Source organism: Staphylococcus sp. B1(2026) (assembly GCF_058895785.1).
The window spans coordinates 1-7942 of sequence record NZ_JBZXTS010000056.1; the positions used below are offsets into that span (position 1 = coordinate 1).

Consider the following 7942-nt stretch of genomic DNA (forward strand, 5'->3'; position numbering starts at 1 on the left):
CCCAACTTACGCTGTTCCCAAGCGTTAATATTTTTATAATTTTTTAACTATACAAATCGTCATTTTATTCTTAGAAGATATTTTTTCTAGTATTTATTATATATTTTTCATTTTTTTCTGTTTAAAATCACATAATTCTGTATATTAATCAAAATAATTTTTTAGATTCTCACGTATATACTTATGAATTTTTATACATATTTTTCAATTGATTTTTTGATAAAAAAAGAACAAACAATTTCTTGTCTGCTCTTTGATAAAATTACTTATTCACTTAATAATTCCATAAATTTTTTAAGTTCTTCTTCTGCCTCTGGTGTTGTACCTCTTAACTCTTTTAACATACTAAATAGTTCTTTTGTTGACTCATCAATTTCTTGTTGTACTTTTCTCAGCTCAACTGCTATCTCAGAAAGTGGCATAACTTCTTCTTCTTCAAATGTATCTACATATCTCGGTATATTCAAATTAAAATCATTTTCTTTAATTTCATCTAATGAAGCGACATGAGCATATTTCTCAATATCTTCACGTTTTTTATATGTTTCAATTATTTTATCTATATTTTCTTGTGTTAATTTATTTTGATTTTTTCCTTTTTCAAAATCATTTGATGCATCTATAAACAAAATATCTCTATTGTTACTGCGTGCTTCTCTTCCTTTAAAAACTAATATACATGTTGGAATACTTGTACCATAGAAAAGATTTGCTGGCAAACCAATTACTGCGTCTAGTAAATTTTCTTTAATGATATTTTCTCTTATACGCCCTTCTGACGCACCACGGAATAGTACACCATGTGGTAATACAATAGCCATGGTCCCTGTTCTTTCTAAGTGATGAATACCATGTAAAACAAAAGCATAATCAGCTTTTGAAGCCGGGGCTATACCAAATCCTTTGAATCTAGTGTCTTTACTACGATCAACATCTTTAATGTCCCATTTTTGTGAGTACGGTGGATTAGCAACAACAGCTTCAAAGGTCATTGGTATTTCAACACCATCTTTTTTATCAAAAGGCCAATCAAGATCTAATGTATTTGCTCTTCTTAAATCCATATTTTTATAACTAACTCCATGCATCATTAAATTCATGCGTGCTAAGTTATATGTTGTTGTATTTAATTCTTGACCATAAAAACTAACAGCGTCTTTACTGTTTTCCCCTAACAATTCATTTTGAACCGTTAATAGTAATGACCCCGAACCCATTGTTGGATCGTAAACTCTAAATTGTTCATCGTTTTTCTTATAGTTTAATGTAACTAATTTGGCTAAAATTCTACTCACTTCATGTGGAGTATAGAATTCTCCACCTTTTTTACCTGCATTAGCTGCAAATTGTCCTATTAAATACTCATAAACATCACCTAAAATATCATGTCCTGAATCATCTTTAAAATTAAAATCATTAATCATTAACATAATATCATTTAATGCTTTTGCACGATCTCCTGTTGATGAACCTAAACGCGTATCTCCAAGATTAACATCAGAAAATACATTTTCAAAATCTTCTTCTGAAGCAGTGTTAATCTTTGCGTTTTCATTGAACGCATCAAACATATCTTGAAAATCACTTGCTTTGATTTTATGGTTTTCTATCTTATTAATAATATTATCCCATGTATATTCAGGGTCAATTGCATATCCTATACCATGAGCAATATCTTCTAAATACTCTTTTTTATCTGTTTCATCAGATATCTCATAAAATTCTTGTAAATGATTATCTTTTAAATATCTATCTTGATTTTCTGATAAATAACGATAAAACATGAATGGTAAAATATAGTTTTTATACTCATTTGCATCCATTGTACCTCTTAATTTATTTGCCATATCCCATAATTTGCTCGTAATATCTTTTGCATTACTCATATAATATATCTCCTTTAATTTATCATAATTATACAAACACTAATTTCAAAAGTGTTTGTTTTATATTTTTTAATACATTTAATTTATTATCTTCATATTTCAATAATTCATCTAGTTTTAGAAAAAAACCAGATAATTTTTCTTGCTCTTCTAAACTAGGAGACATTAAAACTTCTATATTACTCATAACATTATTCATTAATTTTGGATTACCAACTTTAGTAACCCATTTCCAAGCTTCTCGATTTATAATCTCTGCATTGATTTTATTGACATATCCTATTGTTGACAATAATACTCCATTTACATTGGTACTGTAAAATTTTCCAAGTCGATAATCTACTTTACCTGCATTTGCACCATCTGTTGTCCAAGTTATAGCAGTATCAAATAAATATTCTTTGTAATAACCCAGTAACCCATTATTTTTTGTTTGAGATGAATATACTGGATATGGTGCATCCAAAGATTTAATAGAACTTAATTTTTTTGTAGATAATACTTTTCCTCGTGTTATTGTAAATATATTTTCTATTTTTTCTAAATTCCACTTATGCATCATTCCTTTAAATCTTAATAGTGGAATTACATTATTATTGTTTGCTAGCATTTTTATCAATAGATTATTTTTATTTTGTTCAATCAATTCCACTTTACGCTGATGAAGAGTGATGAGATTTATCAAATAAAATCTACTTCATCAATATCATACAAACATTGATTTTAAAAGTGTTTGTTTTAAAGCTTTGAATATAAATAGTTCATCTTTATAACACACTAAAAGTTTGTCTAAATCAAAAAATAATTCTCCAATTTTCTTTTGTTCTTCAATCTCAGGAAAAGTTATTTCAAACTCTGTCATCATAGGTAGTCTCAATGAGTCTACCGTTGCTTTTACTGTGTATTTTAAAGCATGTTTTTTAAAATTATTTTTCAATGAATATAATACAAATTTCCCATCAATATTTTTAAAATCACTTATTTTATATACTCTTTGATGGTAATCAAATTTCCCATTTATATAGTGATAAATATCTCCCAACTTACCTTCACCAGGTATTAGAATTGCTTCCCCATCAAAAATATATTTATTACTCCTCTCTATATTTTCCGATCTAACAAAAAATGGATATTGACCTTTCTTACTAGCATCTTGCAAATCGCTTTTTCCAGTTTTTATATTTGTCATATTTCCTAACTTATCAATACTCCATTCATTATAAAAACCATTAAACCTTAATGCAGATTCACTATATAAATGTATAGGAAACATTTTCTTGCTTAAAATTTTCTTGTTTTTTTCAATCAATTCCACTTTACGCTGATGAAGAGTGATGAGATTGTCTAATTGTTTGAAGAAATTTCCGATTTTTGATTGCTCCTGTAATTTAGGGTACGTTATTTTATATTTACTTAATTGTGGAGCTGTTAATTGTGGGACACCTGTTGATTCAACTAAAATTTTTTTATTATTAATAACATTTTCTAAAAAATCAACGTCATGACTTGATTTAATGACTAATAATCTAACAACTGGTGTAAAATTAACTTTTCTTGCCTTAGCATGACCAACATCTCCACGTCCAGTTACAGTGACTGCAGGATATTTAATTTTATAACTATTTGTATAGTAACCAATCAATCCATCTTTTTTTAAACTATTTGCAAATACAGGATACTTACCTATATTTTTTAATTTAATTTTATCAACATCTCCACCTGCAATAATCTCTGCCACTTCCCCCAACTTACGCTGTTCCCAAGCGTCAGTAAATCCTTTAAATCTAATCAACGGTTCTTGCTTCATTTTATCACTCATTTTAAATCTCCTATCATTAATACTCAGATTAATTATATTTATACATTTTAAAAGTGTGTTTATTCATTTTTCATGATATCATCTGCCAAATTATAGATAGATTTTCTAAATTCATTGCGATATTTTATCCAAGAATATGCAGAAATTTCTTCTGAAGCTATCTCTTTATAGTAATCCTTAGCTTCATTCATAATTTTTGTTATCTCACCTTGCTTGTCCATATCATCTTGTCCTACTCTATGCTTTTTAATTAATTGATTAAGTTCTTTTGGTCTAATACTATTATCTAGACCCCACTCACGAATAAATTGTGTTATTAATTTTATATTACTATCTTTTTGTGACTTCTCAATAGCGTGTCGCATAGCTGTTTCATTACGTGGTACTGGATAGTTATCAAAGATGAATTCTTTGTCAAATACTTTATCTACAAATTTTAATAATTTTTCTCTTTCTTTATGACTTTCAATCTTTGCCACTTCTATATTAATCTCTGATTTTGTTGTTGCTGCTTCTACCAGCTTTTCTTCATTAATTTCATCTGCCATTTGAGCGATCAAATCAACTAAATAATCATAATTTATCTTAACATCATTAATATGTACCATTGAAAGATCAATTTGCGAAATATCAACATCTTCTTTCTCTGCTCTTATTTGTTTTAATTCATTCACTAAAACAGTTGTCAAAATAATTTCTTGTTCTTCTGTTATTCCTATAAGTTCATAAAATTTATCCGAATTATCATAAGCTGAAATATCATTGCCTTCATCATCTTTGGTATATTGTTTTAATTGTCCTAATAGTCGACTATACACTTTAATTTCTTCAAATAATTCTTCTTGTGCTTTTTCACTAGGAGGTAATTGCACAAATCCATCTGTTAAATCATTTATTTTTTTAACAACTTCTTGCATCTCAGATTGAACAATCCCAAAAGGTTTAGAAATAATGCTTGAATCTTCATTAATTGACTTTAACTCTTCCAATGATAATTGTTTATTTGCAAAATTTCGATCTGAATATTTTGCAAATGCTTCATTCATTTCATATTCATTTTGCACTGGCCATCTATAATTGACAATATTACCAAATGGTTTATCTACTAACTTATGCATACGATTTGTGCGTGAGTAAGCTTGAATTAAATTACCATCTTTTAATGTTCTATCAACATATAATGTATTTAATTCAGGTGCATCAAATCCAGTTAAAAGTTGATCGACTACTATCACTAAATCTAAATACTGTTGATCATCAGCTGTTTTATTTAGTCTACGTGCTAAATCTTCTGTATATTGCTTAACTGTTGTTATATCAAAAGCAGTTCCAAACATTCTATTATACGACTTGATGGCACGCTGTAAATTTTTATTTGTTCTTAATTGATTATCACCATTACTTGTATCCATAGAAAAACTAATCGCAACTTTTAATCTATCTTCTTTTCTTTTTGCATTAATTTCTTCAAATTTATCAAAATATTCCATTGCTCTTGGTGTACTTGCTTTATTACCACCCACATGAATAGTAAATAATGCATTATATTTCCCATTATTTGAACGTTGTTTCCAATTATCAAAAATATCCTGCACAACTAAATTTACGTGTTCTTCACTAATATCATAAACACTCGCTTTAATATTATCATCTATATCCTCTGCTGTTGGATTTTCAGGTGGCACAATGGTTTCTTTAAATTCAACATTAAATCCCAAAACATTTTTATCAGCAATCGCCTCTTTAATTGTATATGTATGTAGCGCATCTCCAAATATTTCCCTTGTTGCTGGAAATTTAGGTGTACCTGTATATCCTATCCATCCAGCTGTTGGAAAAGCTTTTCTGATTGATTCAAGCATACCCTCGCCTTTAATACCATCTCCTGTGGAACGATGTGCTTCATCTACAATAAATAAAATATTCTCATTTATTGGCTTAAATATATCACGTGATACATAAGTAGACATTTTTTGAATACTTGTTACTATTATATTTTTATCACTTTTTCTAGTTAACTTTCTATGTAAATCCATAATGTTAGCTGTATCTGCAATAACACCCGTTTTACTTTCAAAACCAGCAACAGGATCATAAGCTTTATAAGCATCAGCTGTTTGATTAGTTAATGCAACACGATCGACTAAAAATATAACTTTATTCACCTTCGGTAATCGACTTGCTAACCAAGCTGTTTTAAAACTAGTAATTGTTTTACCAGATCCTGTCGTATGCCAAATATAGCCTAATTTACCATCTTCATAGTTAAAATCAAATGCACTCACCTTCTCAATAACACGCCTTGTTGCATAAACTTGATAAGGTCTCATCACTTTAATACTTTCTTTATTTTTAGTCCCATCTAAAATCATATATCTTGTTGCCATATCATGTGCCATTGGAATAGATAATACTTTATCAGTAAATTCTTTCCAAGAACGCACTGGTTTAGCATCCTTCTCATCTTGCCAATTAAATGCAAATGCACGATTAAATTTATCTTGTGTTGTATTAGACATATAACGAATTTCATGTTCTTTCATTGCTATTAAAATTTGTATTGTTGAAAAAATACCTGTATACTGTTTCTCAACAATATACTGTTCCATTTGATTTAATGCCTCATTAATATTTCTCAATGCATTTTTCAATTCAATTTGAATAATTGGTAAACCATTGATTAACAAAGTTACATCAAATCTTCTATCATGATTATCTTTCATTACTCTAGGACATCTTATCTGATTAACAACTTGATAAACAGTATTACCAATACCAACTTGCGTCTGATCAAAAATATCTAGAAAAACATGTTTACCATTATCAAGATCAATTTCCACTTGAGAAGTACCATTAACACCATATAAAAATTGTCCTGCTTCATATGGCGAATTGATTTCACTAATAATCTTTTTAACCTGGCTAAATTCTGTTTTTGATAGAATTTCGTTACCTATTAATCTTGATTTATTATTTTCTTCCAGAATCTTTTTAAAATTATCCCATAATTGATCAATTGTCTTTATATTCTTTTCATATTTCCATTGTTTAGTTTCACCAATTTTTGTTAAATAATCAATAAACTCTTCTTCAAATTCTGCTTCTAGCTTTGCCTTACTCATAACTTTTTCTCCTTAAAATTATTCTCTAAAATTGAATTTGTAAATTGTTCAATTAATTGTGTAGATTTAATCAACTTATTTCGAAGTTTTTTTGACTCAATATACGCTTTTCCGATTTTATGCTGTTCTTCAATAGCGATAATAGGAATCTTAATATTACTTAATGACTTAATAGGAATTCTAGTTATAAGTCCATTTCCTTGAATTTCTTTTTGTTTTTGTCTTTGCACTTCACTATATTCATTAAATAACCACACAAAATATTTTTTGTCTAATCCCTTATTAAGAAAGTCAACTTTAGTAAAATTCAGCGAAGGGATTTTTCCAGCATTAGCTTTTTGAACTATCGCAGCTAATTGCGTTGCATTATTAATTATAACATCACCTTCTAATAAGGATAATTCATCATTATTATTTATTTCTTTATCACTTATTATTTCTTCCCAATCATAATCTGCTTTAAATGATGCATGGTCATAATAGATAATATCATTTGAACTCTGATATTTCCTTACTACAGTAGGATTTATCCCTTGTATAAACTTAACGTAATTTCTTAATTTTTTCATTTTTTCTCCTCAGTACTTGCATTTTTATTTTTTTAACAGTATAATGAGTTAGTAAAAAATAAAGGAAAGAGCAGTAGTCACTACTCTTAACCACTAGTTTGCACTTAGTTTCTTTTACCTATGAATAGTTGGATTATTTCTAGACAAAATGATCCTATTGTGCACAATGTTGCAATTTCTTTTAACATTAGCTCCTCCTTTCCACAGATTTTTTTTAATATTGCACTATTAAAAAAAATCTATTAAGAATTTGAGCTAAATATATCATAAATTAACACTACTGTCAACCTTTTTAAGATAGATTTTTTTTAATAATTAATTATTAAAAAAAATCTATCTTAAAAAGGAGAGGTTAATAAACAAACTTAATAAGAATTAAATAACAAATGCCAACCTTATGAATACTCTCTTGATTGTCATTTTGCCTTCAAATTTCAATTCTCTTCCTATCTCTTCATCTCTTTTTTAATGATTTTACTTTAACGCGATTAAATCATAAGCACGTCTAAAAGGTAAAATAAATGTCTTTGTAGATGTTGATTAAGT

Annotated in this window: 5 protein-coding genes; all 5 read right to left on the reverse strand. The window is 28.0% G+C overall.

Going from position 1 to position 7942, the window contains the following annotated elements:
* Positions 1–266: 266 nt before the first annotated feature.
* The 5 genes from AC5EAH_RS07335 to AC5EAH_RS07355 are packed head-to-tail and all read right to left on the reverse strand — an operon-like array spanning position 267 to position 7396.
* On the reverse strand, positions 267–1886 hold the full coding sequence (locus tag AC5EAH_RS07335; protein WP_493494127.1) for a type I restriction-modification system subunit M: 1620 nt from the start codon (positions 1884–1886) through the stop codon (positions 267–269).
* A 28-nt stretch (positions 1887–1914) separates the two neighbouring features.
* Positions 1915–2571 carry a restriction endonuclease subunit S gene (locus AC5EAH_RS07340; RefSeq protein WP_493494128.1) on the reverse strand — a complete coding sequence of 219 codons (657 nt, stop codon included), beginning with the start codon at positions 2569–2571 and terminating at the stop codon, positions 1915–1917.
* Positions 2572–2592: 21 nt separating this feature from the next.
* Positions 2593–3705, reverse strand: coding sequence for a restriction endonuclease subunit S (locus tag AC5EAH_RS07345; protein WP_493494129.1), 1113 nt, complete (start codon positions 3703–3705; stop codon positions 2593–2595).
* 59 nt (positions 3706–3764) lie between these two features.
* Positions 3765–6827, reverse strand: coding sequence for a type I restriction endonuclease subunit R (locus AC5EAH_RS07350; RefSeq protein ID WP_493494130.1), 3063 nt, complete (start codon positions 6825–6827; stop codon positions 3765–3767).
* Positions 6824–7396: a restriction endonuclease subunit S gene (locus AC5EAH_RS07355; RefSeq protein WP_493494131.1), complete on the reverse strand. Its 573-nt coding sequence runs from the start codon at positions 7394–7396 to the stop codon at positions 6824–6826. The genes AC5EAH_RS07350 and AC5EAH_RS07355 overlap by 4 nt, the downstream gene beginning before the upstream one ends.
* Positions 7397–7942 lie beyond the last annotated feature (546 nt).

Excerpts from the sequence above, each read along its gene's own strand:
- AC5EAH_RS07335 (WP_493494127.1), bottom strand. The coding sequence starts at position 1,886 with ATGAGTAATGCAAAAGATATTACGAGCAAATTATGGGATATGGCAAAT.
- AC5EAH_RS07345 (WP_493494129.1), bottom strand. The coding sequence starts at position 3,705 with ATGAGTGATAAAATGAAGCAAGAACCGTTGATTAGATTTAAAGGATTT.
- AC5EAH_RS07350 (WP_493494130.1), bottom strand. The coding sequence starts at position 6,827 with ATGAGTAAGGCAAAGCTAGAAGCAGAATTTGAAGAAGAGTTTATTGAT.
- AC5EAH_RS07355 (WP_493494131.1), bottom strand. The coding sequence starts at position 7,396 with ATGAAAAAATTAAGAAATTACGTTAAGTTTATACAAGGGATAAATCCT.